Origin of the sequence: uncultured Maribacter sp., from assembly GCF_963975365.1 — a bacterium.
Classification (GTDB): Bacteria; Bacteroidota; Bacteroidia; order Flavobacteriales; family Flavobacteriaceae; genus Maribacter.
This window is the reverse complement of sequence record NZ_CAXBGF010000005.1, coordinates 187771-211061: the sequence shown is the minus strand read 5'-3', so window position 1 is coordinate 211061 and position 23291 is coordinate 187771. Positions and strand designations below refer to the sequence as shown.

Sequence of the window (23291 nt, the reverse complement as noted above, 5' to 3'; positions counted from 1 at the left end):
CCACGACCTGCTGATTACAAATCAGCTGCTCTAGCCAGCTGAGCTACATCGGCTTATTTCACGACTTTTCTGTCATAAAAAAGCCCGCTATTTCTAACGGACTGCAAATGTATAGTATTTTTTGTTTATTCAAAACAAATTTTTAAAAATTTTTATCACGCTTGTACTCTTAATTTCTCCTTTTGTTTTATCAGCCTTCTTTCCAGCGAATTACACGCTGAATCCACTGCCTCTTCAAATGACTTGCACTGTTTTTTAACAATAAATTTATCTTTAGGCACATTAATTTTTATCTCAACTATCTTATTCGCCTTAGAACTAGTGTTTTCAACTTTCATATAAACATCAGAGCTAATCACCTTAGAATAAAAGGTTTCAATTTTATCAAGTCTGTTTTGCAGAAAATTAATCAATTCACTATCTGCATTAAAATTTACCGATTGCGTATTTACTTTCATAGTCAGAAAATTAATGGCTATTGGAATTAGCCTGATTATACTTATAATTTACCCCCCCTTGGATGAGCTTTAAAATGAACCTTTTTCAATTCAGCAATACTATTGTGCGTATAAACTTGCGTTGAAGCCAAACTTGAATGTCCTAATAATTCCTTTACAGCATTTAAATCAGCTCCCTTATTCAAGAGATGCGTAGCAAAGGTGTGCCTAAGAATATGCGGGCTTGTTTTCACCTTTGTGGAAACTACTCTAAAATACTTGTTTATTAATCTATAAACAAGAGTTTCATACATTTTATTTCCCGATTGCGTGAGGAATATATAGTTAGCATCTTTAATTTCATTAAGCGCCAATCGTTTTAAAAAATAAGACTCAAACATGCTCTTTGTTTCCGACAACATTGGAATAAATCGTTCTTTATTTCGCTTACCCAATACTTTGATGGTCTTGTTTTCCAAATCTACGTCAGACATCCTTAGTTCCAACAGCTCCGCCCTACGCATACCTGTTGCATACAATACATGGATCAACAACTCATCCCTTACACCTTCAAAATCATTAGTATACTCTATAATCGAAAGCACATTCTGCATTTCTAATTCTGAAAACGGTATCTCGATTTTTTTTGATGTTTTTAAGGCTCTATGTTTTACGAGTGGATTTAATTCTAAAACCTCTATTTTTTGAAGAAACTTAAAATAAGACTTTAGTGAGGAAATTTTCCTGTTAATTGATCGATTGTTTATTTCCCTTTCAGACAAATCAACAATCCAAAAACGAATTAAACTATAATCTACTTTATCTATATCAGCAATATCATACTGCAAATTACAAAAATGACTGAATTCAATAATATCATTTTCATATGCCTTTACTGTATGCTTAGAATAGTTTTTCTCTAAAGATAGATACGAAATGAATTGTGACAATAGCATATTCTAAAGGTATCAAAAGTTTTATATGACTTAAGATTAAAGCAAAAAAAATCCCGCTAATTGCGGGATTTTTTTTGCTTTATTATAAAAGACTAAATTTCTTCTTGATCTCTAAGACCTTGAATGTATTCTGCTTTTTGTATTTGCGCTCTTCGAACAACTGACGGCTTATTAAACTGTTGACGCTTACGTAACTGTCTCATTGTACCTGTCTTATCGAACTTACGTTTGAAACGCTTTAAAGCTCTATCGATGTTTTCTCCTTCTTTTACTGGTATTATTAACATGGGCTAAACCTCCTCTCTTTATGATTAAGGGTGCAAATATAACAACTATATTCATTTAGGCAACCAATAATCGAATTTTTAAAAACTAATTTTATCTATATTAAACCTTAGCTGGCCTATATTCTTTTTTATCGATAACCATCTTGGCTATTATCTCCCTAAGAATCTCAGAGGTTCCACCTCCTATTGGACCTAAACGACTATCCCTAAAATTGCGAGCCATCGGGTAATCTTCTATATAACCATAACCTCCCAAGAATTGCAAACATTCGTAGGCAACCTCATCTGCCATTTTCGTAGATTTTAATTTAGAAATTGTAGCCTCCTTTACAACATACTGCCCTTTATCTAAGCGATATGCTACAGAATAATTATATTCTTTACACATATCTATATCTGCATACAGATCGGCAACCCTATGCCTTAAAGCTTGAAATTGATCAATTGATTTTCCAAAAGCCTCTCTTTCTGACATATATTTTAAAGCGTACTCTAACACATGCTCTGATCTAGCATGCGCGTTTACACCCATTATCAATCGCTCTAAAGAGAAATGCTCCATAATATATGAAAAACCCTTATGCTCTTCTCCCATTAGGTTTTCAATAGGAATTTTCACATTATCAAAAGCTAATTCTGCAGTATCGGAAGCTCTCCATCCCAATTTATTCAATTTACTTGCAGTAACCCCATCACTTTGTCTGTCAACTACAAAAATACTAATTCCCTTATTCCCTAATTCTGGTGCAGTCTTAGCAGCTACAATCATGTAATCAGCGTAAACACCATTTGTAATAAAAGTCTTAGAACCGTTTAAAATATAAAAATCACCTTCTCTAACAGCTGTTGTGCGCATTGCAGCTACATCACTACCCCCAAAAGGTTCTGAAACGCAAAGGCAGCCTATTTTATCACCATCTACACTTGGTCGTAAATATTTTTCTTTGATAAAAGAATCTGCCTCTTTATTAAGATGGGTCATCGCTAAATATGTATGCGCCCAAATTGCAGCTGCAAAGCCCCCAGAATTAACTTTCTGAAGTTCCTCCAATAAAATTACAGTATAAAATAGATCAAGACCTAAGCCTCCATCTTCTTCTGGCGTAGCTAAACCGAAATAACCCATATCACCGAATTTCTTCCAGATGAACCTTTCAATAGTACCTTTCTCCTCCCATTTTTCTATATGGGGAACTACTTCTTTTTGTAAAAAATCTTTCAGGCTTTCCCGAAATAGTTGATGTTCTTCAGTGAAGTACATACTTTGCATAGCATTTTTTTTAGAGCGACAAATATAAATCAATTCTCTCAATTCGTTCGGGAGGAAAACCTTCAATACTTAACAATTCGTTCAAAGAATTGATACCGCCATTGAGATTTCGATAATTTACAATACGTTCAGCCACCTCCTGTTTAATATATATCAATCTTGACAATTCATAAGCTGTTGCAGTATTAATATTAATCTTGACAATATTAGGCTTACTAATTACCTTAAATTGTTTTAATATACGCCTAGCCACTTCTTCTTCTAAATAATAAACTTCAAATAACTGGTCGTCAACCAAAAATCCTCCCAATCTATTTCTGAATTTTATAATTCTTGCCGACAGTTTTTCACCTACTCCATTAATAATCTGTAACTCCCCGGCAGTGGTTGTATTTAAATCTTTCCAAACTAAGTTCTTAGACGTAGTATCAACATTTTTCGCACCACTCAATTTAATTGGTTTGGATTTATGATTTGAAGACCATTCTGGAAATTTGAAATAAGGCGAAATAATTTTCAGTAATGAATCTGAAACTTTTGTGACCTTTTGAAATTCTTCAGCTGAATTCACGAATTTATTCGTCTTTCTAAAATTGTGTAATTTATCAATCTCATCAGTTGACATACCTAATGTATATCCTTTAAAGTCTGAAATAAAGTTTGGATTAAAAGGATACATTTGAACTGTATCATTCTCCAATGCAACATTTTTAAGTGAATCAATTCTAACCTGAAAATCACTATCAATATTTAAGGGTAACTTCTCGTTTATTTGATAAGAATCATACACAAAATAGCCTACTTGAATAATGATTAGGAAAAGTATTAAAAAGAAAATCCCACTTCGTTCTTGTTTATTTAACTTGAAGTGGGATTTTAAATTTTTCAAAGCCAAGCTTTTAATATATCTTTTTGATTGCGGTTAAATATCTTTCTAAACTTTTCTTCACTTTTGGGAATAGTATAAGCAAACCGATCATGTTTGGAAAAACCAACGCTAAAATCATTGCATCGGAAAACTTAATTACCGCATCTAAAGTTGCCGCAGCACCAATTACTACAAAGATCAAGAACAATACTTTGTAAATAATATCCGCAACCTTACCTCTACCAAATAAATATTTCCATGATTGAAGTCCGTAATAAGACCAAGAAATCATCGTTGAAAAAGCAAATAATATAATTGCTATCGTAAGTACATATCTAAAGCCTGGTATTACAGAATCATATGCCATTGAAGTTAAATCAACACCACCAACATAAGCTCCGGTATCATTCAATAAAACAGTACTTCCAATTCCATTTCCATAATCAAATGCACCAGCATCCATATTGAAGAATATAATTACCAAGGCCGTCATAGTACATATTACCACGGTATCGATAAACGGCTCTAATAATGCAACAATACCCTCACTCGCAGGATATCTTGTTTTAACAGCAGAATGTGCTATTGCAGCAGAACCAGCACCAGCCTCATTTGAAAACGCAGCTCTTTGAAAACCAACAATAATAACACCAACAATACCACCTATAGCAGCATCTGGCGTAAAGGCACCAGAGAATATCATACCGAAGGCATCACCAATATATTTAATGTTCGCAAAAATAATCACCAAAGAAGCCAAAACATATATACCGGCCATAAACGGTACAATTTTTTCAGTAACACTTGCTATCTTTTTAATTCCTCCAATAATAACAATCCCCACTAATAGAGCAAGGATTACACCAATGATGACACCCGTAGCACCACCTTCTAGATTTAACATGGATGTCAACTGTACCGCTGCTTGATTTGATTGAAATGCATTTCCACCACCAAAAGATGCTCCCACACAAAGTACTGCGAAAACTACAGCAAGAATTTTGCCCAATACTTTCATGTTGCTTTCACTCAGTCCTTTAGATAAGTAAAACATTGGACCACCATAAACAGTTCCGTCCGGTCCAACATCTCTATACTTAACTCCTAAAGTACATTCCACAAATTTTGTCGACATTCCTATTAGACCACATACAACCATCCAAAATGTAGCTCCAGGGCCACCTAGTGCAATAGCTACAGCAACACCTGCTATATTACCAAGACCTACTGTACCAGATACAGCAGTTGCCAAAGCCTGAAAATGACTCACCTCACCTTCTTCACTCTCATCACGAATGGTGTCTGGAATATCCCCGTCTTCCGTCATGTGCAATTCAACTTTTTCAAGACCATATTTTTCTATTTCCTCATATTTCCCTCGAACAACATTAATCGCCAATGGAAATTTGGTAATGCCAGGAAACTTAAAATAAATGGTAAAAAAGGTTGCACCAACAATCAGCAGAATTAAAACTATTGGTATATTATAACCAGCAATGGGTATAGATGTCAATACCGTAGCTTCCCACCAAGTTGCAAATGGCATAAAAGCATCATTCACTTTTTCATCCAAACCTTTTTCTTGTGCAAAGGTAAATGTTGGCAGTAAAAATGATAAAAAGGTTAGAAGTTTATACTTCATAATTTTCAGATTTATTTTGGATTAGTTAGTTAATCTAGCAATATCTTAAAAATAATGGATGCAGTCAAATTTAAATGCTATAAAGATTTTTATTCTATATGGAACATTTTGTTAAGTTTTTTAATTTGTTCAGGCCTACCTAATACAATTACCTTACTCTTTGGCTGCAATTGCAAATCTGCTTCGGGATTGATAGTATACTTGCCATCCGGTGATATGTATCCTATTATTGTACATCCGGTTTTTCTTCTTAAATCTAAATCCCGTAATGAATTACATTCTATTTGATTCGAAAAATCTTCAATTGCCACCTCCTCTAAATTGGTAGTATTTTCACCTTCCATTGAAAGCTTATCCATAAATGTGATAAGGTCTGGCATGACCACCAAGGATGCCATATGGTCTCCCCCTATTTTATCTGGCATAATCACTTTATCGGCTCCTGCCAAGAATAGCTTCTTTTGAGAATTTACTAAAGATGCCCTACTTATAATGAATAGATCCTTTTTTAGTTGCCTTGCCGATAAAACAACAAAAAGGTTTGCAGCATCATCGGGCAATGTAGCAATTAAATATTGAGCTCTGTCAATACCTGCTTCTAGAAGAACATCATCATCATTTGCATCCCCCTCAATAAATAAAACATCCTCACTATAACGCTCAATTATCTCTTTATCTTTTTCAATAACAACAAATGGTTTATTATATGCTTTTAATTTTTCAGCTGCTTGCATACCATTTCTTCCAAATCCACAAACGACAACATGCTGATTCAAATTTTCTATGATATTCTTCATTTTTTTCTTTTTTAATAATTGTAATGAGTTTCTACCAATTAAATATTCCGTGATTACAGAGAGAGCAAAACCAAAAATAAAGACACTGGTAATAATAAGCATTATTGTAAATATCTTGCCTTCAGGCCCCATTGGCCGTACCTCCGAAAAACCAACTGTAGTTACTGTAATTATGGTCATGTAAAATGCATCTACCCAAGAATAGTCTGCAATAAATCGATACCCGAGCACACCAAACGCCAAAACCATAAGCATTAAGGCTAGTGCCAAATAAATTTTAGACCGAAATAATTGTATCATAGATTACAAATCAAAAACTGAATTTCGTTTGGTATAAATTAAGTCTTTGATTTTAAGCCAAAAAGCCAAAAAAAGATAGAGCGCAAAACCAAAACCCACTGTAACAAAAGTTAGATAAATAAAAGATGTTCGAACCACTCGTGCTCTTATTCCTAAACGCTCAGCAATTCTACCACATACCTCAAAACCTCTTTTTTGAAAGTATAACAATAATTTATAGAATACATTCATTGGGCATAAAATTAGACTTTTATGTTCATTAAAGATGCACCTATAGCACATTCTAAGCATTTGTCTTTAACACAATATTTATTATATAATTGAATATATGATTGTGACGCTTTCGCGTCTTTAATAGGGACATGTAATTTTCTGAAATTATCGACTATGTTATTATCTTCCTTTTTAATGGACATCATCTTTTTAAGCAACAACTCATTATTTTCTTTTCCTTGATACCTTTGATAACAAAACTTTAAAGGAATAATGGTATTTATCATAAGCAAATCTAAAAATGAATTCGAAATCTTCTTAAAACTCTTTTTCGATGTTTTCCCAAAGTTATAGTGAGTCTCCCAATATCCACTAGTCCCTGAATTGAATATTTTAGAAATGTTTGGATGATCTTGTTCAATTATCATGTGAAAAAGATTACTATTATTAGAATATATAGTGCTCAATTGCGCTAACCTAATTGTAGGGAAATTAGATGGTCTAAGTCTAAAAAATTCTGGAGTTTCATATAGCTGGTTAAGTTGGTATTTATGTTTTAAATAGGAAAACTCCTTTTTCAATGACTTATAATACATATCTACCTCTTTGTCATCATCCAGTAATCTTGCTTGACCCAATAACAAACTCTCAAGTTCCAATGGCTTTTCATGAAGCTTTCTAATTATTGAAAAATCAATTGTTTTCCCCAATTCAACAAATACGTCTTTATTAATTTTAGACCCAAAGGTTTTCAATAGCATTAAGAACAAAACCTGCTCCCAATCATTATTAGTAGTCTCAAGTAATTGATTTATGAATACAGATTTTTCCTCTAATCGTTCTATAAATAACCGGTCTAACCAATTATTTCTCAAAAAATCGTCTACATCATTAAATTCCTTTTCGCAATTAATAAATTTATAATTACTTGAATCAAAAAGAGATTGATAAGTTTCTATTAGCTCTAAAGAAATATATTTTTTTAACGATAGTGTTGGTATTTGCGCACCATCTTTTCTAAATACCGAAACATCATTATCCCAAACTACATGTAGTACAACATTGTCGTAATTACTATCTTGTTGATGATTATGCGCATACCAATCTGAAGATTTTACATGTATCTCTATGTTACCAGCCCATAATTGGCCATTCAATTCAACCTTAGCATTAAAAAAATCTGGACCACTTAAATAATTGTGGACACCTGTTGATTTTACAATAATACTTTCACCTGAATTGGTTTCAAGTTTATCAATAGGGTACTTTCTATACAGCCACACAAAATGAAGTAAATCTTCCCGCATTCTATAAAAGTAAAAAACCCGCCATAAAGCGGGTGTGATTTTTTAAAGAAATTAAAACTAAGCGGTTTCTCCCTCCCAATTCATAAATCCTCCTTGAAGGTTAAAAGCATTATCAATGCCCAAACTTTTCATAATAGCACATGCTTGTCCGCTTCTATTTCCTGACCTACAATAAACATAATAGTTTTTTGACTTGTCTAATTTTTCAAGCTCTTCAATGAATTCTTGTCCTTTATAAATATCTAAATTGATAGAATTTGGAATTTTACCTTCTTCTATTTCTTCCTCTGTTCTTACATCGAGAATTACTGCATTGGAATCGTTCTCCAATTGCTCTTCCCACTCTTGTTGTGATAAATCTGCCATAGTATACATATTAAAATGTAAAAATAATCGATTTTTCCGTAAATAGACAGTCAGTGTATCTTTAACAAAAAATTAATGTATAAGCATTGTTATGAAACAAATTAAATATATACATTTGTATATACAAATATTGTATATACATGAATGTTGAAGGTATTATTAAAACCAATATTAAGATACCGCTCCATAAGCGGACCATTATTCATTTGTCTTTGGTAATGAACAAAATTGACGAAGAAGTTTCAACATGTTTAAAACCTTTTGACATATCAATTCAACAATATAATGTATTAAGTATTTTAAGAGGCCAAAAAGGAAACCCTGCAAATTTATCGACCATTAACGAGCGTATGGTTTCTAAAATGAGCAATACCACTAGATTGGTTGACAAGTTGATTTTGAAAGGATTTGTAAGCCGAAGAATCTGTAAACAAAACAGGAGAAAAGTAGAAATACTCATAACAGAATCAGGATTAAATATTCTAAAAGACATTGATGGAATACTTTTTGAAACAGAAAAGAAAATACTTGGAAATTTTAATGAAACCGAATTACACGAATTAAATACTCTATTAAATAAATTTTAAGCATAAATGAAAAACGTTCTAGACAAATTAAATTGGCGTTACGCCACAAAAGTGTTTGATAGTTCTAAAAAAGTAAACCAAGAAGATTTTAATATTTTATTGGAAGCAGCAAGATTGAGCGCATCATCATACGGTTTGCAACCATACCATTTCTTCATTATAGAAGATAATGAAGTAAGATCTAAATTAAGAAAGGCTTCTTGGAATCAATCTCAAATAACCGATGCTTCACACCTATTGATTCTTGCTAATAAGCCAACTTTTGATAACAGTTTAGTAGACAATTATATCGATAATATAATTGAAACTCGTGGTGTAACAAAAAAAGATGTTGAAGGTTACTCACAGATGATGAAGGGCGCCCTTTTGGGTCTTCCAGACGCGCAAAAAAAATCATGGACCTCCGATCAAACATACATTGTGTTGGGAAATTTAATGACAATTGCAGCTGAAATGGAGATTGACACTTGCCCAATAGAAGGTTTCGATAAAGAACAATACAATGAAATATTAGGTCTTAATGACAAAAACCTTAATGCAACGGTTGTTTTAGCCATAGGCTACAGATCGAATGATGACAAAACCCAAAATTACCCAAAGGTTAGATATTCTAGAGAACAAATAATTACGCACATATAAATAATCTCTTTAACATTAAAATTAAAAACATGAAAAAAACAATATTAAGTATCGCATTAGTAGCAGTTTTCGGTTTAACAGCAACCGCCTCTACGCCTAATGAAGGTGAAAAGAAACAAGTAAAGGTTAGCGAAAGTTCCGTTACTTGGAAAGGCTATAAAGTTACTGGGGAGCATAATGGTTCAATTAATTTGAAATCTGGTTTCCTAGAAATGAAAGGCAAGAAATTAATAGGTGGTGAATTCGTTGTAGATATGACATCTCTAACTTGTAACGATTTAGCAGCCGGTCAAGGAAAAGAAAAATTAGAAGGTCATTTGAAATCTGCAGATTTCTTTGGTGTAGATGCTAATCCATCTTCTAAATTAGTCTTTACTTCAGTAAAAGCGATGAACGATAATTCATATACTGTAACTGGTGATTTAACTATCAAAGGAATTACAAAACCTGTAACCCTTGTAGTTTCTATGTTTGAAAACAAGGCCACTGCGACTATTAAAGTAAATAGAACTAATTATGATATAAAGTATGGTTCTGGAAGCTTCTTCGATGACTTAGGAGACAAAGCCATTTATGATGACTTTGATTTAGTTGTTGACTTAGCACTATAAGAATTTTACTTTTAGGTGGTACCTATGAGATTTTGAAACAATTTTAAATCCCTTTGATATATTTCAAAGGGATTTCTATTTTTGAGGAGTGAAAGTTTGCAAGTTTAAAATTCCTTTATATATTTGATGCTCAATGAAAAATTTAATTGTAAATACTTGGTGGTGGAATAACTTACGAACAACATCGTGAGCAAAGCATCATTGTAGTATAACTATATAAAGGCTTGTCATCACGACAAGCCTTCCTTATTTTATAAAAGTACCTATGGCCTATCAATTTAAAACATATCACAAAAAAATTCTTGCCGATACATTAACTCCGGTAAGTGTTTATTTGAAAATTAGAGACCGTTTTCCAAATAGCATTTTATTGGAGAGTAGTGACTATCACGCAAATGATAATAGTTTTTCCTATATCTGTTGTAACCCAATAGCTTCTATAAAAATTGAAAACGAAAAGGTTACCAAAAATTTTCCAGATGGAAAGACCGAAGAATTTTCAATTGATAAAGGAACAAATGTTGTAGAAATCATTGATGCTTTTAGTAAAGCATTCATTGCAGATGAAAATGATTTTAAATTCATTAACAACGGTCTTTTTGGGTACATGGCATATGATGCAGTTCGTTATTTCGAAAATGTTAACTTAACTGTGAAAGACGACTCAATTCATATACCGGATATCTATTATGCGGTGTATCAAAATATTATTGCTATCAATCATTTTAAGAATGAAGCCTATCTTTTTGCACATTGTTATGAGGCAGACAATAATATTCCAGAATTAGAACAACTCTTGAACATACGAAATTTTGCCACTTATAATTTCAAGATCTATGGCGAAAGAGAATCTAATTTAGAGGACGAAGAATTTAGACAACATGTTGATTTGGCCAAAAAGCATTGTCAACGTGGCGATGTTTTTCAATTGGTCTTGAGCCGAAGATTCTCACAAAGGTTTAAAGGTGATGAATTCAATGTATACAGGGCCTTACGCTCCGTAAACCCTTCCCCTTATTTATTTTATTTTGATTACGGAGATTTTAAAATATTTGGAAGTTCACCAGAAGCACAATTAATTGTCAGTGATGGAAAAGCAGAAATACACCCTATTGCAGGTACTTTCAAAAGAACCGGTAATGACGAGCAAGATGCTGAACTAGCTAAAGAATTAAAAGCTGACGACAAAGAAAACAGTGAACATGTAATGTTAGTCGATTTGGCACGGAACGATTTAAGCCGAAATGGCAATATTGTACAAGTTGAGAATTATAGAGAGGTTCAATTTTTCTCGCACGTCATACATTTGGTTTCTAAAGTTACTGGAATGAAAAAGAGTGATATCGCTACAATGAAAGTAGTAGCAGATACCTTTCCAGCTGGCACTTTAAGTGGCGCTCCGAAACACATGGCCATGCAACTTATTGAAAAATATGAAAAAACAAGTCGTGGATATTATGGCGGTGCCATTGGGTTTATGGACTTTACCGGCAACTTCAACCATGCTATTATGATTAGAACGTTTTTAAGTAAAAACCATGAACTTCATTACCAGGCAGGGGCGGGTATTGTAGCTGCTTCTAACCCAGAAAGTGAATTACAAGAAACCTATAATAAATTGGGTGCTTTGACCAAGGCATTACAAATAGCGGAGGATATTTAAAATGAAGAAAATATTAGTCATAGATAATTACGACAGTTTTACATACAACCTTGTTCATTATTTAGAAGAATTAGATTGTGCGGTTATTGTAAAACGAAACGACCAACTTACTTTAGAAGAAGTAGATGCTTTTGATAAAATAGTTCTATCCCCAGGACCTGGCATACCAGATGAAGCTGGTTTACTTAAGGAAATTATTGCAACCTATGCACCCACCAAAAGTATTTTTGGTGTTTGTCTTGGTCAACAGGCCATTGCCGAAGTTTTTGGCGGTTCACTTATCAACTTAAAAGAAGTATATCACGGTATTGCAACCAAAATTAAAATTACTGTAGAAGATTCAATTTTTAAAGGTATACCAAGTGAAATTGAAGTGGGCCGATATCATTCTTGGGTGGTTAATCCTGAACTTCCTGAGGTTCTAGAAGTAACATCTGTGGATAAAAATGGCCAAATTATGTCGTTACGCCATAAAACATACGATGTTCGTGGGGTACAGTTTCACCCAGAGTCGGTATTAACACCACATGGTAAAAAGATGTTAGAGAATTGGGTGAAGAATTAGTTTACAACGCTACCAATTTTAAATTATCAAGAAAATGAAAGAAACACTAAATAAACTTATAAATCACGAAATACTTTCCAAAGAAGATGCAAAATGTATTTTGGTCAACATTGCGAAAGGTGATTATAACACTAGTCAAATAGCTGCCTTTTTAACGGTGTACATGATGCGAAGCATTACCATTGAAGAATTAGAAGGGTTTAGAGATGCGTTGTTAGATTTATGTTTGGCCGTAGATTTATCAGCCTATAACCCTATCGACCTGTGTGGTACTGGTGGTGATGGTAAAGACACATTCAACATATCAACCTTGGCTTCTTTTGTAACGGCAGGTGCCGGAGTAAAAGTAACCAAACACGGTAATTATGGAGTTTCATCGAAGTGTGGCAGTAGTAATGTCATGGAATTTCTTGGTATCAAATTTAGTAATGAAGCCGATTTCCTAAAAAAATGTATAGATAAGGCAGGCATATGTGTATTGCATGCACCATTATTTCATCCAGCAATGAAAAACGTGGCACCTATTCGAAAAGACTTAGGGGTGAAGACATTCTTTAATATGTTAGGTCCTATGGTAAATCCGGCATTTCCTCAAAATCAAATGGTAGGTGTGTTTAATTTAGAATTGGCTCGTATGTATGGATATCTTTATCAGAAGACCGATAAAAACTTCGCGGTTTTACATGCATTAGATGGATACGACGAAATCTCATTGACCGGAAATACAAAAACCATTTCAAATACTACGGAGAGCATGTTAAAACCTTCGGATTTTGGTGTGAATACTATAAAACAATCGGATATTGTTGGCGGGGATTCCATAGAGGAGTCCGCTCAAATATTCTTAAATGTTTTGCAAGGGAAAGGAACAGAGCCACAAAACAACGTAGTTTGTGCCAACGCCGGTATTGCCATTGCAACAGTAGAAGGTTTAACTCCAATTCAAGGTTTTGAAAGAGCCAAAGATTCTTTGTTAAGTGGAAAAGGTTTGACAGCATTGAAAAAAATACAGGAATTAAGCAGGAATTAAAAAAGCTTGGTTCATAATGAAAATATCAAACATGGATATACTTTCAAAAATAGTTACAGATAAACGTAAAGAGGTCGAATTAAAAAAATCGATAGTTCCGATATCACAATATGAGGCATCGGTTTTGTTTGAAAGAAAAACCATGTCCTTGTCAAGTTCATTGAAGCAGAGTGATACAGGTATAATTTCTGAATTTAAACGAAGATCCCCATCCAAAGCAAGTATTAACCAAAATGCGAATGTTGGCCAGGTAGCAAAGGGGTATGAAAAAGCCGGTGTTTGCGGAATGAGCGTACTTACAGATATTAAATATTTTGGTGGTTCTATTGAAGACTTAATTTTAGCAAGAGCGTCGGTTCAACTACCGTTACTTCGTAAAGAATTTATTATCAATGAGTATCAAATATTAGAAGCGAAGGCATATGGCGCAGATGTTATTTTATTAATTGCCGCTATTCTAACCAAACAGGAAATCAAAACCTTTTCTGAACTTGCTAAAAGTTTAGGCCTAGATGTGCTGCTAGAAGTACATAATGAAAAAGAACTTCATAAATCTATAATGCCAAGTTTAGACATGCTAGGTGTAAACAATAGAAACCTCAAAACCTTTGAGGTATGTTTACATACAAGTAAGTCTCTATCAACATTGATACCCGATGATTTTGTAAAAGTAACTGAAAGTGGTATAAGCTCTATTGAGGCTATCAAAGAATTAAAAGATTATGGTTATGAAGGGTTTCTTATTGGTGAAAATTTTATGAAGACCGATAATCCTGGAGAAAGTGCTATTGAATTCATTAAAAATATGAAGAAGTAATGAGACTCAAAATTTGTGGAATGAAACTGAATACGGCCGAAGTTGCGCAATTGCGACCAGACTATTTAGGCTTTATTTTTTGGAAACATTCTTCTAGATTTTTTGAGGGAGAAATTCCCAAATTCCCAAATTCAATTAGTAAAATAGGTGTATTTGTCGATGCCGAATTTGAATACATCAAAAAGACAGTTAAAAAATATCAATTACATGGATTGCAGTTGCATGGGCATGAAAGTCCAGAATATTGTGCCGAAATTTCTTCTGAATTAAAAAAAACGAATCAGAAAGTAGAAATCATTAAGGTCTTTTCCATAAAGGAGGAATTTGATTTTGATATACTAACTTCTTATGAGAAAGTATGTGATTATTATCTTTTTGATACCAAAGGTAAATTACCTGGTGGCAACGGTTATACTTTCAACTGGTCTGTTTTAAAAAATTATCCTTCAACCAAACCTTATTTTTTAAGCGGAGGTATTGGGTTGAATAACCTTGACAAAATAAACGAATTCAAAAAATTACCTGAAGCCAAATATTGCTGCGCAATTGATGTGAATAGCAAATTTGAACTACAACCTGGTTTGAAAAATATTGAAGAATTACAAAAATTTAAAGAAGCGCTATGAATTATCATGCTGACGAAAAAGGATATTATGGGGAGTTTGGTGGTGCCTATATTCCAGAAATGCTGTATCCCAATGTTGAGGAACTGCGTCAAAATTATTTAACGATAATGTATGAGGATTCTTTTCAAGAAGAATTCAATCAACTGTTAAAAGATTATGTTGGCAGACCATCACCGTTATATTTTGCTAAACGTCTTTCTGAAAAGTACGGTTGCAAAATTTATTTAAAAAGGGAAGACCTTAACCACACAGGTGCACATAAAGTAAACAATACAATTGGTCAGATTCTTATGGCTCAAAAACTGGGTAAAACCAGAATTATTGCAGAAACAGGTGCAGGCCAACATGGCGTGGCAACTGCTACGGTATGTGCTTTAATGGGTATGGAATGTATTGTGTATATGGGTGAAATTGACATTGCCCGTCAAGCACCAAATGTAGCGCGTATGAAAATGTTAGGCGCTGAAGTAAGACCTGCAAAATCTGGAAGCAGAACATTAAAAGATGCTACGAATGAAGCCATTAGAGATTGGATCAATAATCCGGTTGACACACATTACATCATAGGTTCTGCTATTGGTCCTCACCCCTATCCAGATATGGTAACTCGTTTTCAATCTGTTATTTCAGAAGAAATAAAATGGCAATTGAAGGAGAAAGAAGGACGTGAAAATCCTGACTATGTAGTAGCATGTATAGGTGGCGGCAGTAATGCCGCAGGTGCTTATTACCATTTTTTACATGAACCTGAAGTAGGAATTATTGCTGTTGAAGCTGCAGGTAAAGGTGTAAATTCTGGAGAAAGTGCCGCAACCTCTGCTTTAGGTAAAGTTGGAATTATTCATGGATGTAAAACCATGCTAATGCAAACTGCCGATGGTCAAATTACTGAACCATATTCTATTTCTGCGGGATTGGATTACCCAGGCGTTGGCCCGATGCATTCGCACTTATTTAAATCTGGTCGTGCAGAATTTTATTCGGCTACAGATGATGAAGCTATGGCCGCAGGTCTAGAACTTTCTCAATTAGAAGGCATTATTCCTGCTATTGAAACCGGACACGCTTTTGCAATTTTTGAGCATAAAAAATTTAAGAAAGACGACATTGTCGTTATCAGTCTTTCTGGTCGTGGCGATAAAGATTTAAATACCTATATAGATTATTTTAAGTTAGCATAACCTTATTATGAGCAATAGAATAACAACAAAATTACAAGAGGACAAAAAGCTTCTTTCTATATATTTTACCGCTGGTTACCCTTCATTGAACGACACTGTTCAAATCATTCAAGATTTGGAAAAGAACAGGGTCGATATGGTTGAAATTGGCTTACCATTTAGTGACCCATTGGCTGATGGACCCACTATACAAGAAAGTTCAACTAAGGCTTTGAAAAATGGAATGACTACCGAACTACTTTTTGACCAACTGAAAGACATTAGAAAAACAGTTTCAATTCCCTTGATTATCATGGGATATTTTAACCCTATGCTACAATACGGTGTTGAGGCATTCTGCAAAAAATGTCAAGAAATCGGTATTGACGGTCTTATTTTACCCGACCTTCCTCTAGATATTTATCAAGAAGATTACCAAGCAATTTTTAGAAAATACGGACTCATAAATGTATTTTTAATTACTCCACAAACTAGTGACGAACGTATTCATCAAATTGATGAGGCATCTGATGGATTCATCTATATGGTAAGCTCTGCAAGTGTAACGGGTTCTAAATCTGGTTTTGGTCAAGAGCAAGAGCACTATTTTGAACGCATTGCTTCAATGGATTTAAAAAACCCACAAATTGTAGGTTTTGGCATTAAAGATGCAGAAACATTTCAACAAGCTACCAAAACAACTAAAGGTGCTATTATCGGTTCTGCTTTTATTAAGTATTTGACTTCTAACGGAAGTACAAAAACAGCTGATTTTATTAATCAAATACGTTAATATGAAAGAATTTGTAGATAACTGGAAACTTATATTGCTTTTATGCTTAACTCTAGGAATGGCACCTTTTTTTCCTGAGCCCCATATTTATGGAAAGTTTAAATGGATTCTTGGAGGTGCTAAAGGAATGCTATTAATGGATTGGTTCGATGTTGTGCTGCATGGGTTTCCGTTTGTACTTTTAATAAGATTAATTGTGATTAAATTTTTCAAAACCAATAGTACTGCACAGAATTAATTCCTTTGATATTGCCATTTCATTTTTTAATCTATTTACTCATTCTTTTAAAGTTTATAATTCAACTTAAAGGAAATTGTTAGATAAATTACACAAATGATTGTCCAACATGGACAACCATTTGTGTTTATACTGCTGCTTAACAAATCATAACACAATGATCTTGTTTTAATAACATCTTTTATAATCAAGTACCACAGGGAAACTTAAAAAAATAACAATTACATTTGAAATCTTAACATAAGTAGTAGTACATTTCGAACTGATTTCCCTACATTTTCCTTACTTTTAAAGAATTCATCTACTAGATAATTCATGAAAAAATCACTTGCCTTCTTATTATTCTTATCACTTTGTTTTAGTTATTCTCAAGATTCTGTTTTAACCAAATCTAAGGTAGCAAATGCTATTACCGAATTGAGAGATTTTGTTGCGATACCCAATGATGCATTGAATGCAGATGATATCGATTCAAATCTTTTTTGGCTTAGAAAAAAGTTTACCGAACGAGGATTCAATAGCTCTATTTTAGATACTGAAGGTCTTCCCCTATTCTTTGCAGCTCTACCTATGGATGACAGCAAGCCAACTATTTTATTCTATATGCATTTGGACGGACAATCTGTTGATCCTTCAAAATGGGACCAGCCTGATCCATACAAAGTAGTTTTAAAATCTAAAATTGAAGATGGCTGGAAAACGGAATCATTTTCTGATTTATCTGATGATATTAATTATGATTGGCGCCTTTTTGGAAGATCAACTTCAGATGACAAAGGCCCTATCGTTATGTTCTTAAATGCAATCGACATTCTAAGAAAAGAAAATGTAGACATCCCATATAATGTAAAAGTAATTTTAGATAGTGAAGAGGAAAAAAGTAGCGCCCCACTACCAAAAGCAGTACGCACTTATAAAGATTTACTTAAAGCAGATTTCTTAATTATAAATGATGGACCTGTACATGTTTCAGGAAAACCAACTATCGTTTATGGCTGTAGAGGTATAACTACACTTTCATTGACTACTTATGGCCCTTTTAAACCTCAGCATAGTGGTCATTATGGTAATTATGCACCGAACCCAGGGTTTCAATTAGCTCAATTATTAGCGTCCATGAAAGATAGTGAAGGCAAGGTACTTATTAAGGGCTATTATGACGGAATTTCTTTAGATGAGGAAACTCTTGATATATTGAGGAGTGTACCCGATAATGCGGAAGAAATCAATTCTAATTTAGCCATTTCCACCCCAGAAAAAGTGGGCAGTTTTTATCAAGAAGCACTACAATACCCTTCTTTGAATATAAGAGGATTAGGTTCTGCTTGGATCGGTGATCAAGCTAGAACAATTGTGCCTGCAACCGCAACAGCTGAGTTAGATTTAAGATTAGTACCAGAATCTGATGGTAACCGCCTTAAAACATTGGTAAAAGAGCATATTAAAAAACAAGGGTATCATGTAATGAATACTTTACCTACTAAAGAAGAACGTTTAAAGTATGACCATATCGTTACTGTTCAAGAAGGTTCTGTAACCGATGCCTTTAGAACAGATTTGAATAATCCATATGGCAATACGATAGTAAAAATAATGGAAAATAAATTTGGTGAAAAACCCGTTCAAATAAGAATTATGGGGGGTACTGTGCCAATTTCCCCGTTTATTAATGAATTAAAAATACCTGCATTCATTGTGCCTATGGTAAACCCGGACAATAATCAACATAGTCCGAACGAGAACTTAAAAATCGGCCAAATTGCTTATGGTATTCAACTGTTCTATGCCTTGTTAAGTAGAACTAATTAATTTTATGTAACTCAAAAAAAATATAAAATGGTTAATGCTTCATTTTAATTTCTATAACCCCATTGGCACCTCGAACCCCATAAATGGAGGCATCTTGATCACGAATGACCCTAATCGAGGCTACATCTCTAGGGAAGATATACTCTATAGATCCTACAACAGCCCCATCTACTATAATTAAAGGATCTTGACCTGCATAGTCGGAATTTATTGCATTACCACGCAATCGTATCGTACTCCCTACAACAGTAGCACCGGGCACTTCATTCGCAATTAATTGATATATATTCAAATACTCACTATAGTCATTAGGCTTTTTACCTGTTTTGATTATATTGTTATTAAAACCCAATTCTTTCAGTTTCTCTTCAGAGAAATTTGACTGAATCTTAGAAAATACTAATAAGACCGTAGTATTTCCTTGAAATGGTATAGTTTCGATACCATAATTCTGTGAATATGCAGAAATATATTTAGTATTAGAACGTAGCCCAATTTCAAACCTACCCTTTTTATCCGTAGTCGTTTTTGTCTTCACAGAATCAAGATAGATTATTGCCTTCTTTATTGGCTCCTGTTGTGAATTTAGAACTGTTCCGGTTAGCCATGTTATTTTATCATCAGCATCTTGAGAACAAATTTGAAAGGAAAAACACAAAAACAAGAAAACAATTACAAAACTTTTCATATTCAATATTTTAAGTAAACGTTATTAATTTCCTGTTCGGGCATCCTCTCAAACCAGAATAAGAATATTAAGCAGAATTCCTACTAGCATTAATATTACCATATAATGAGCGAGTAACTATTTTCTCATACAATTCTTTAAATTCTGTAACTTCGCCAATTTTTTGAAGTGCATATTGTTGTATTACCAATAATGGTAACACTATATTCTCTCTTATTTTGATAGACTCTCTAGAAATCGCTTCTTTTTCCATCAAAATTTTCATTCCAGATAATTTCAATAACATATCTTTTGAAAGTATATACTCCGCATGTAAAATTTCCCAAAATGCCCCATACTCCTCATTCTCTTTCATATAGCTAGTCAATTCAAAATAGCATTTTGAAAGGCTCATCATACTATTCATCATTAGAGCTTGAAAGAATGGCACCTCTTCATAAAGTTTTTGTGCTTCCTCGAATCTACCATCATCTTCCAATGTTTTTAAAGCGGTACCTATACCATAATAGCCAGGTACATTTTGTTTTAATTGACTCCATGACCCTACGAAAGAAATAGCTCGTAAATCAGACAACTCTAATTTAGCCTTATTGCCACGCTTACCCGGTCTACTGCCGATATTTGCTTTGGTATAGTACTTTAGCGTACTCATATTCTCTAAATAAGGCATAAACTTATCATGATGTTTTAGTTCATCATACTTCTTAAAGCTTAATTCAGATAGCTCTTCCACTAACTTTCTATCAGATTCAGAAATTGAAATTTCCTTCCCCAAAATAGTATTCGACAATCCTGCAGTTAATAATTGCTCGCTATTATATATAAATTGCTCCTTTGTGCCATATGTACTTGTAATGGTCTGTCCTTGAATAGTGAGTTGAATTTCATTATTTGCAACTTCTTTAGTCTGTGCCGCATAAAAACGATGTGTTTTACCACCACCTCTCGCCGGTGGACCTCCCCTACCATCAAAGAAAATAGCTGCAATATTATTTTCATCACATACCTTAGAAAGTTCTTCTTTTGTTTTTAAAATAGACCAATTCGCTTTTAAATAACCACCATCTTTAGTACCATCTGAGAAACCTAGCATTATAGTTTGCTTATTGTTTCTGTTTTGAACATGCGACCTATACTCAGGCAAGTTAAACATAAAACGCATGGTTGCCTGTGCGCTGTCCATACCTTTCATTGTTTCAAATAATGGAACAATATCGAATGTTATTTTTTTATCTGCCCATCCACACCATCTAAAAAGAGCATATACAAACAAAATAGAGAACACGTCTTCAGAATTACTGATGATATATCTATTACAACCTTCCTCACCATTCTTTTCTTGAATAGTCTGCAACTGAAAGATATTCTTTATAGTATCTTTTACGATTTCCTCATCATAATCCCAAGGGTCTAATTGAAAATTTTCATGCAGTAAAATATCAATTAGGCGTTCTTCGGATAGTTCACTAAGATCTTCCTTAATAAATTCTTTCTTTTTAAGAACCTCTACCATAACCTTGGTATGCATACTGTGATCTTGACGAATATCTATAGTTGCAAAATGAACTTTAAAAATTTTCACTTTATCAATAAAACGCTCTAAATCTTTTAAATAGAGGCTTTGATATTTTTCTATCAAAATTCTTCTAATTTCCTCAAGAGGAATTATCAAATCTTCATATCCAATATCTTTTAAACTATCGAACATTGCGATATATAAATTGGAGCGTAATTTCTGTAATGGCTCTTGTACATCTTTAAAAGTAAGTTTGTGCAAAAGACTCTTTAGCTCATTGTAATAACATTTCATTAATGTTAAACGAAGCTCGTTCATTACATCTCTCGTTATATCTGCTGTTACAAAAGGATTTCCATCACGGTCACCACCTGGCCAAAAACCTAATTTTACAATATCATGATTCTCAAATTGTTTTGACCCCACACTACCCTTTATATTGGCATACATATCGCCAATTGCATCGTAATACACATTTCTTAATGTATAAATGATGTTTTTCGCTTCATCTAAAGGTGTAGGTTTCTTAGCATTAATTAATGAGGTAAGTCCTAATTGCTGTAAGCCAACATCTATCTCATCAATTTTATCTTCAAGAATCAAAGTTCTTAGATTGGTGATAATATCCAGCACAGCTGGAGTGTAGAATTGTGTTGGGTGAGCCGTAAGTACAATTCTAGCGCTAAAAGTGCTTAGCTTATCCCAGATTGTATCCCAAGAATTATTCTTTTCAACCAATTGAAAGTAATCTTTCAATGATAACGAACTAGAATGTTTATGTAATTTCGGGAATGCAGCATCTTCAACACTATCATAAAGTACCACTTGGCGCTCTACATATTGTATAATGCGAAACATAAAATCTATTTGGTCCTTTTCTGATTCTATCTCCACAAAATTCTCGAAAAAATTCTCTAGAATTTCTTTTGGATTAAGACCATTACTTAAACCTTTTTCTGATTGATTAAGTAATAATGGAATCAACATACCTACATTCTCAATGTTCTTGTACGGTAGATTAAGGAATAGACTGTTATAGACATTAAATTTATTTTGGACAGACTTTTTAAATTCTGCCAACCTTTCTTGTTGTTGCATATTTCAAAAACTTTTGGCCATACCATTATGGCAAACTTGATAAATTTCGAATATAAATATCGCTATTCCAAGAGAATCTAGAGAATCATTTCACCGAAATATCATTTTACTGGAAGGATACCACAAAATTGTATGTATTGACAACAAATATTCTAAAAAAACAGACAAAGCTATCTACATTTACAGCGTAATCAAGCAAATAAAATTTTCATTTTCATATAGTGTTCTCGTAAAAGAGTCTTGTTCTAAAAGCAGGACTCTTTTTAGTTTTAAGAAGTTTTAAATCCACAAAAAATCAGAAGTAATCTTTATACTGAAGCACTCTAAAATCTAAAGTATTGAACGAAGCATTTTCATGTTTCATTCTCTTATAACTGTCCAAACTACCGACTGCTCTATTAGCAGCGCCCGAAGGAGCGATTAATGACACCGTTTTAATTGTCACTTTGGTAACTGGATGTATAAATTTATGTATTCGAGGAATTGAATCTGAAATTCTCAATAAAGACGCACTATTCTCTTTTAAATGCCTTCTAAAAAAGTATTCAGGTCCATTTTTACTATTACCACCTGTAAAAAGAAGTGTTTTCACTTTAGGATACTTTTCTAAATAATCAAGTACATTTCGTAAAGTGATATTCTGCAAACCGATATCTGATGCATCAATTTTCTCACGATCAGCAGATGCTACAATATCACAAACACCTATTTTTCTTTGCTTTAAAAATGATTTACGTTGTTCAATGGCTTCTTGTGAAGTTTCAAACTTTAAGTTCAAGTCAAATATTCTATCTAGAATTGGCCATAGTTGACCATCTCTACTACCGTAGCAAAAATTAACATCACCTTCTTTTAAAATACCCGTTGTAAATCGTGGGGGCGGTAAGGTACCTACAATAAGTTTCTCAGTATTCTCATCAATAAAAGGTTCATAAGGATGACTATGAAGAAACACTTTTTGCATTATAAGTTTATTCTCTTGAGTTCTTTTTACAGAAAATTCATTTC

General features: G+C 33.5%; 25 protein-coding genes. 12 read left to right on the top strand and 13 right to left on the bottom strand.

Annotated features, from left to right (window positions below; translation table 11 throughout):
- Window positions 1-155: 155 nt before the first annotated feature.
- From raiA to AACZ49_RS08555, 10 genes are all read right to left on the bottom strand, one after another.
- Complete coding sequence (gene raiA / locus AACZ49_RS08600) at window positions 156-458, bottom strand: ribosome-associated translation inhibitor RaiA (RefSeq protein ID WP_091627327.1); 303 nt, start codon at window positions 456-458, stop codon at window positions 156-158.
- Window positions 459-499: 41 nt separating this feature from the next.
- Window positions 500-1393 (bottom strand): tyrosine-type recombinase/integrase, encoded by an 894-nt coding sequence (locus AACZ49_RS08595; RefSeq protein WP_339653477.1) that lies wholly within the window; start codon window positions 1391-1393, stop codon window positions 500-502.
- Window positions 1394-1485: 92 nt separating this feature from the next.
- Complete coding sequence (rpsU, locus tag AACZ49_RS08590) at window positions 1486-1680, bottom strand: 30S ribosomal protein S21 (protein ID WP_027067859.1); 195 nt, start codon at window positions 1678-1680, stop codon at window positions 1486-1488.
- A gap of 100 nt (window positions 1681-1780) precedes the next feature.
- Entirely contained in the window at window positions 1781-2950 is a 1170-nt protein-coding gene (locus tag AACZ49_RS08585) for an acyl-CoA dehydrogenase family protein (RefSeq protein ID WP_339653471.1), read from the bottom strand.
- Between the two features lie 10 nt (window positions 2951-2960).
- Window positions 2961-3839: a helix-hairpin-helix domain-containing protein gene (locus tag AACZ49_RS08580; protein ID WP_339653466.1), complete on the bottom strand. Its 879-nt coding sequence runs from the start codon at window positions 3837-3839 to the stop codon at window positions 2961-2963.
- 10 nt (window positions 3840-3849) lie between these two features.
- Entirely contained in the window at window positions 3850-5460 is a 1611-nt protein-coding gene (locus tag AACZ49_RS08575) for an alanine/glycine:cation symporter family protein (RefSeq protein WP_339653464.1), read from the bottom strand.
- An 89-nt stretch (window positions 5461-5549) separates the two neighbouring features.
- Window positions 5550-6557, bottom strand: coding sequence for a potassium channel protein (locus tag AACZ49_RS08570; RefSeq protein ID WP_339653462.1), 1008 nt, complete (start codon window positions 6555-6557; stop codon window positions 5550-5552).
- 3 nt (window positions 6558-6560) lie between these two features.
- Complete coding sequence (locus tag AACZ49_RS08565; RefSeq protein ID WP_339653460.1) at window positions 6561-6788, bottom strand: PspC domain-containing protein; 228 nt, start codon at window positions 6786-6788, stop codon at window positions 6561-6563.
- 11 nt (window positions 6789-6799) lie between these two features.
- The gene (locus AACZ49_RS08560; RefSeq protein WP_339653457.1) at window positions 6800-8077 is read right to left on the bottom strand and encodes a DUF2851 family protein; all 1278 of its coding nucleotides are present in this window, start codon (window positions 8075-8077) and stop codon (window positions 6800-6802) included.
- Window positions 8078-8134: 57 nt separating this feature from the next.
- Window positions 8135-8443 carry a rhodanese-like domain-containing protein gene (locus tag AACZ49_RS08555; RefSeq protein ID WP_339653454.1) on the bottom strand — a complete coding sequence of 103 codons (309 nt, stop codon included), beginning with the start codon at window positions 8441-8443 and terminating at the stop codon, window positions 8135-8137.
- Window positions 8444-8583: 140 nt separating this feature from the next.
- Here AACZ49_RS08555 and AACZ49_RS08550 point away from each other — a divergent pair, with 140 nt between their 5' ends.
- The 12 genes from AACZ49_RS08550 (at window position 8584) to AACZ49_RS08495 (ending at window position 18981) form a co-directional block, all read left to right on the top strand.
- Window positions 8584-9030 carry a MarR family transcriptional regulator gene (locus tag AACZ49_RS08550; RefSeq protein WP_339653451.1) on the top strand — a complete coding sequence of 149 codons (447 nt, stop codon included), beginning with the start codon at window positions 8584-8586 and terminating at the stop codon, window positions 9028-9030.
- A 6-nt stretch (window positions 9031-9036) separates the two neighbouring features.
- Entirely contained in the window at window positions 9037-9669 is a 633-nt protein-coding gene (locus AACZ49_RS08545) for an NAD(P)H-dependent oxidoreductase (RefSeq protein ID WP_339653448.1), read from the top strand.
- 29 nt (window positions 9670-9698) lie between these two features.
- The gene (locus tag AACZ49_RS08540; RefSeq protein ID WP_339653445.1) at window positions 9699-10280 is read left to right on the top strand and encodes a YceI family protein; all 582 of its coding nucleotides are present in this window, start codon (window positions 9699-9701) and stop codon (window positions 10278-10280) included.
- 265 nt (window positions 10281-10545) lie between these two features.
- Entirely contained in the window at window positions 10546-11943 is a 1398-nt protein-coding gene (locus AACZ49_RS08535) for an anthranilate synthase component I family protein (protein WP_339653442.1), read from the top strand.
- Window position 11944: 1 nt separating this feature from the next.
- Window positions 11945-12508: an aminodeoxychorismate/anthranilate synthase component II gene (locus AACZ49_RS08530; RefSeq protein ID WP_339653439.1), complete on the top strand. Its 564-nt coding sequence runs from the start codon at window positions 11945-11947 to the stop codon at window positions 12506-12508.
- 34 nt (window positions 12509-12542) lie between these two features.
- Complete coding sequence (gene trpD / locus AACZ49_RS08525) at window positions 12543-13538, top strand: anthranilate phosphoribosyltransferase (RefSeq protein ID WP_339653436.1); 996 nt, start codon at window positions 12543-12545, stop codon at window positions 13536-13538.
- A 31-nt stretch (window positions 13539-13569) separates the two neighbouring features.
- On the top strand, window positions 13570-14355 hold the full coding sequence (gene trpC / locus AACZ49_RS08520) for an indole-3-glycerol phosphate synthase TrpC (RefSeq protein WP_339653510.1): 786 nt from the start codon (window positions 13570-13572) through the stop codon (window positions 14353-14355).
- A gap of 20 nt (window positions 14356-14375) precedes the next feature.
- Window positions 14376-14981, top strand: coding sequence for a phosphoribosylanthranilate isomerase (locus tag AACZ49_RS08515; protein ID WP_339653434.1), 606 nt, complete (start codon window positions 14376-14378; stop codon window positions 14979-14981).
- Complete coding sequence (gene trpB / locus AACZ49_RS08510; protein ID WP_339653431.1) at window positions 14978-16162, top strand: tryptophan synthase subunit beta; 1185 nt, start codon at window positions 14978-14980, stop codon at window positions 16160-16162. The genes AACZ49_RS08515 and trpB overlap by 4 nt, the downstream gene beginning before the upstream one ends.
- Before the next feature lie 7 nt (window positions 16163-16169).
- The gene (gene trpA / locus AACZ49_RS08505; RefSeq protein WP_339653429.1) at window positions 16170-16934 is read left to right on the top strand and encodes a tryptophan synthase subunit alpha; all 765 of its coding nucleotides are present in this window, start codon (window positions 16170-16172) and stop codon (window positions 16932-16934) included.
- A gap of 1 nt (window position 16935) precedes the next feature.
- Complete coding sequence (locus AACZ49_RS08500) at window positions 16936-17172, top strand: hypothetical protein (RefSeq protein WP_339653427.1); 237 nt, start codon at window positions 16936-16938, stop codon at window positions 17170-17172.
- Window positions 17173-17487: 315 nt separating this feature from the next.
- Window positions 17488-18981: a M20/M25/M40 family metallo-hydrolase gene (locus AACZ49_RS08495; protein ID WP_339653424.1), complete on the top strand. Its 1494-nt coding sequence runs from the start codon at window positions 17488-17490 to the stop codon at window positions 18979-18981.
- Between the two features lie 31 nt (window positions 18982-19012).
- On the opposite strand, the gene AACZ49_RS08490 is transcribed toward AACZ49_RS08495, so the two are convergent.
- The 3 genes from AACZ49_RS08490 to AACZ49_RS08480 all read right to left on the bottom strand — a co-directional run bounded on the left by AACZ49_RS08490 (window position 19013) and on the right by AACZ49_RS08480 (window position 23247).
- Window positions 19013-19669 carry a TonB-dependent receptor plug domain-containing protein gene (locus AACZ49_RS08490; RefSeq protein WP_339653422.1) on the bottom strand — a complete coding sequence of 219 codons (657 nt, stop codon included), beginning with the start codon at window positions 19667-19669 and terminating at the stop codon, window positions 19013-19015.
- Between the two features lie 67 nt (window positions 19670-19736).
- A complete protein-coding gene (locus tag AACZ49_RS08485; protein ID WP_339653420.1) occupies window positions 19737-22283 on the bottom strand; it encodes a phosphoenolpyruvate carboxylase in 2547 nt (848 codons plus the stop codon).
- A gap of 295 nt (window positions 22284-22578) precedes the next feature.
- Complete coding sequence (locus AACZ49_RS08480) at window positions 22579-23247, bottom strand: uracil-DNA glycosylase family protein (protein WP_339653417.1); 669 nt, start codon at window positions 23245-23247, stop codon at window positions 22579-22581.
- Window positions 23248-23291 lie beyond the last annotated feature (44 nt).

Coding starts and splice junctions, on each gene's coding strand:
- AACZ49_RS08485 (WP_339653420.1), bottom strand. CDS start 22,283: ATGCAACAACAAGAAAGGTTGGCAGAATTTAAAAAGTCTGTCCAAAAT.
- AACZ49_RS08585 (WP_339653471.1), bottom strand. CDS start 2,950: ATGCAAAGTATGTACTTCACTGAAGAACATCAACTATTTCGGGAAAGC.
- AACZ49_RS08530 (WP_339653439.1), top strand. CDS start 11,945: ATGAAGAAAATATTAGTCATAGATAATTACGACAGTTTTACATACAAC.
- AACZ49_RS08545 (WP_339653448.1), top strand. CDS start 9,037: ATGAAAAACGTTCTAGACAAATTAAATTGGCGTTACGCCACAAAAGTG.
- rpsU (WP_027067859.1), bottom strand. CDS start 1,680: ATGTTAATAATACCAGTAAAAGAAGGAGAAAACATCGATAGAGCTTTA.
- AACZ49_RS08490 (WP_339653422.1), bottom strand. CDS start 19,669: ATGAAAAGTTTTGTAATTGTTTTCTTGTTTTTGTGTTTTTCCTTTCAA.
- AACZ49_RS08555 (WP_339653454.1), bottom strand. CDS start 8,443: ATGGCAGATTTATCACAACAAGAGTGGGAAGAGCAATTGGAGAACGAT.
- AACZ49_RS08540 (WP_339653445.1), top strand. CDS start 9,699: ATGAAAAAAACAATATTAAGTATCGCATTAGTAGCAGTTTTCGGTTTA.
- raiA (WP_091627327.1), bottom strand. CDS start 458: ATGAAAGTAAATACGCAATCGGTAAATTTTAATGCAGATAGTGAATTG.
- AACZ49_RS08515 (WP_339653434.1), top strand. CDS start 14,376: ATGAAACTGAATACGGCCGAAGTTGCGCAATTGCGACCAGACTATTTA.
- trpB (WP_339653431.1), top strand. CDS start 14,978: ATGAATTATCATGCTGACGAAAAAGGATATTATGGGGAGTTTGGTGGT.
- AACZ49_RS08535 (WP_339653442.1), top strand. CDS start 10,546: ATGGCCTATCAATTTAAAACATATCACAAAAAAATTCTTGCCGATACA.
- AACZ49_RS08500 (WP_339653427.1), top strand. CDS start 16,936: ATGAAAGAATTTGTAGATAACTGGAAACTTATATTGCTTTTATGCTTA.
- AACZ49_RS08570 (WP_339653462.1), bottom strand. CDS start 6,557: ATGATACAATTATTTCGGTCTAAAATTTATTTGGCACTAGCCTTAATG.
- trpD (WP_339653436.1), top strand. CDS start 12,543: ATGAAAGAAACACTAAATAAACTTATAAATCACGAAATACTTTCCAAA.
- trpA (WP_339653429.1), top strand. CDS start 16,170: ATGAGCAATAGAATAACAACAAAATTACAAGAGGACAAAAAGCTTCTT.
- AACZ49_RS08480 (WP_339653417.1), bottom strand. CDS start 23,247: ATGCAAAAAGTGTTTCTTCATAGTCATCCTTATGAACCTTTTATTGAT.
- AACZ49_RS08495 (WP_339653424.1), top strand. CDS start 17,488: ATGAAAAAATCACTTGCCTTCTTATTATTCTTATCACTTTGTTTTAGT.
- trpC (WP_339653510.1), top strand. CDS start 13,570: ATGGATATACTTTCAAAAATAGTTACAGATAAACGTAAAGAGGTCGAA.
- AACZ49_RS08550 (WP_339653451.1), top strand. CDS start 8,584: ATGAATGTTGAAGGTATTATTAAAACCAATATTAAGATACCGCTCCAT.
- AACZ49_RS08595 (WP_339653477.1), bottom strand. CDS start 1,393: ATGCTATTGTCACAATTCATTTCGTATCTATCTTTAGAGAAAAACTAT.
- AACZ49_RS08565 (WP_339653460.1), bottom strand. CDS start 6,788: ATGAATGTATTCTATAAATTATTGTTATACTTTCAAAAAAGAGGTTTT.
- AACZ49_RS08560 (WP_339653457.1), bottom strand. CDS start 8,077: ATGCGGGAAGATTTACTTCATTTTGTGTGGCTGTATAGAAAGTACCCT.
- AACZ49_RS08575 (WP_339653464.1), bottom strand. CDS start 5,460: ATGAAGTATAAACTTCTAACCTTTTTATCATTTTTACTGCCAACATTT.